The organism is Streptomyces sp. SID5785 (assembly GCF_009870065.1).
Classification (GTDB): Bacteria; Actinomycetota; Actinomycetes; order Streptomycetales; family Streptomycetaceae; genus Streptomyces.
Window position 1 is genome coordinate 1 of the sequence record NZ_WWIA01000609.1, and the last position, 1,889, is coordinate 1,889.

Consider the following 1,889-nt stretch of genomic DNA (forward strand, 5'->3'; position numbering starts at 1 on the left):
GGCCACCCAGGCGGCGAGGGTCAGCGCGGGCCCGGCCGCCCCGGCCCCGTCGAAGAACGCGTTGGTGCGCAGCAGGGCGCCGGCCGCGCCCGGCGGCAGCGCCTGGCCGAACGCGGCCCACCCGGCGGGCAACCAGTGCGGGCCGGTGGCCAGCCCGGACAGCGGGTTGCCGAGCAGCATCATCACGGCGCCGCCCACACCGAGCCCCACCGTGCCGAACAGCGCGTCGAGGCCGATCATGGTGAAGGCGAGCGCGGCCATGCCGAGCGCCATCCCGGCGGCGGTGACCGCGAAGGCGCCGTCGAGCGTCCCGGTGCCGTACTGGAGGAAGGCGGCGGCCCCGGCCCCGGCGACGACCGCGAACGCGAGGGCCCCGCCGAGCCGGACGCGCAGGCCCGCGTGCCCGGGGAAGAGGCGGCCCAGGATCACCGCCGGGAAGATCCCGCCGAAGATCATCGGGAGCAGCGCGGCGCCGAGCCCGGCCCCGCGCGGGTCGTCGGCGGTGAACGGCACGAGGTCGTGCGTCCGCAGCTGAGCGTGCTGCTGCGCCGCGAGGCCCGTACCGAGCGCGGTCAGCGCGCCGGTCGCCGAGGGGGCGCCCGCGGTGGCGGTGTAGAGGTCGACGCGGCCCGCGCCGACGACGAGCCCGCCCACGAGATCTCGGTCCTCGACCGCGGCGCGGAGCCGCTCGGGGCTCGCGTAGACCCGGACGTCCCACGCGTCACCGGCGAGCTTCTCCTGAAGGGCGCCGGTGGCCTGCCCCGGCCCGACGACACCGACGGGCACGTCGCGCGGGCCGCCCTTCACCGAGGGCAGGGCGAACGCGCAGAGCAACACGGTGACCAGGGCGGACAGCCCGATGACGACGGCGGTCAGCCGTCGGGCCGTACCCGGTGCGTTGGTGGCCATGGGCATCGCTTCCTCACACGTAGGGCCCGCGGCCCACGACACGGGCCGCTCGACACTGACGGAACACTGGCTTGACACCCGATTACAGGGTACATTTATCCGTGTGTCAAACACCGATTCGCCTCTCCCGCCGCAGGGGCCCGCCGTCCCGCCCGAGATCGTCGACGCCGCCCTGCGCGTGGCCGCGGCCCGCGCCGTCCCGGTCGCCGACGTCACCCTGCGCGAGATCGCCCAGGAGGCCGGGATCTCCCGCAGCACCCTGCTGCGCCGCCTCGGCGGCACCCGCCGCACCCTCGAGGAGGCCCTGCGCACGGCCGGCGTCGAACCAGGCACCCAGAAACCCGTCCGCGAGCGCGCCATCGACGCCGCGGCCACGCTGATCAGCGAGCACGGGCTGGTCGTGGTGACCTTCGAGCGGGTCGCCGCCTCGGCCGGCTGCTCGGTCCACAGCCTCTACGCGGCGTTCGGCGGCCGCGACGAACTGCTGCACGCCGTCTTCCTGCGCTACAGCCCCGTCGTCGACATCGAGACCCTCCTCAAGGGCCCCCGCGAGGACTTCGAGACGACGGTCCGTCGCGTCTACGCCCTCTTCGTGACCGCCCTCGAACGCGAGCCCCGCGTCCTGTCCGCCTTCCTCGCCGAGGTCTTCGCCCGCCCCCACGACACCGGCGTCCAGGCCCTCTTCCAGCGGATCTTCCCCCGCATGCTCGGCGCCGTCGGCACCTGGCTCGACGACGAGGTCGCCGCGGGCCGCGTCCGCGACCTGCCCCGCATCCTGCTCGCCCAGCAGATGACCAGCCCCGTCGTCCTCCACTCCCTGCTGCGCCCCTCCTTCGCCCAACTGCCCGGGGTCGACCTGCCACCGAGGGACGAAGCGATCGAGACCTTCACCCGCGCCTTCCTCCGAGCGGTCCGCTCCGACCACCCCGAACCGTGACCCCCGCCGCCCCTCCCCGATCCGCTAGGCTGTCCCCGCGCCT

Annotated in this window: 2 protein-coding genes; one reads left to right on the forward strand and one right to left on the reverse strand. The window is 75.2% G+C overall.

Annotated features, from left to right (window positions below; all coding sequences use genetic code 11):
- Positions 1-909 (reverse strand): hypothetical protein (locus GTW43_RS20040; protein WP_161303395.1); only part of this gene is annotated, 909 nt, incomplete at its 3' end.
- Positions 910-1,012: 103 nt separating this feature from the next.
- Between GTW43_RS20040 and GTW43_RS20045 the strand changes: the two genes are divergently transcribed.
- A complete protein-coding gene (locus GTW43_RS20045; RefSeq protein WP_343246065.1) occupies positions 1,013-1,846 on the forward strand; it encodes a TetR/AcrR family transcriptional regulator in 834 nt (277 codons plus the stop codon).
- Positions 1,847-1,889 lie beyond the last annotated feature (43 nt).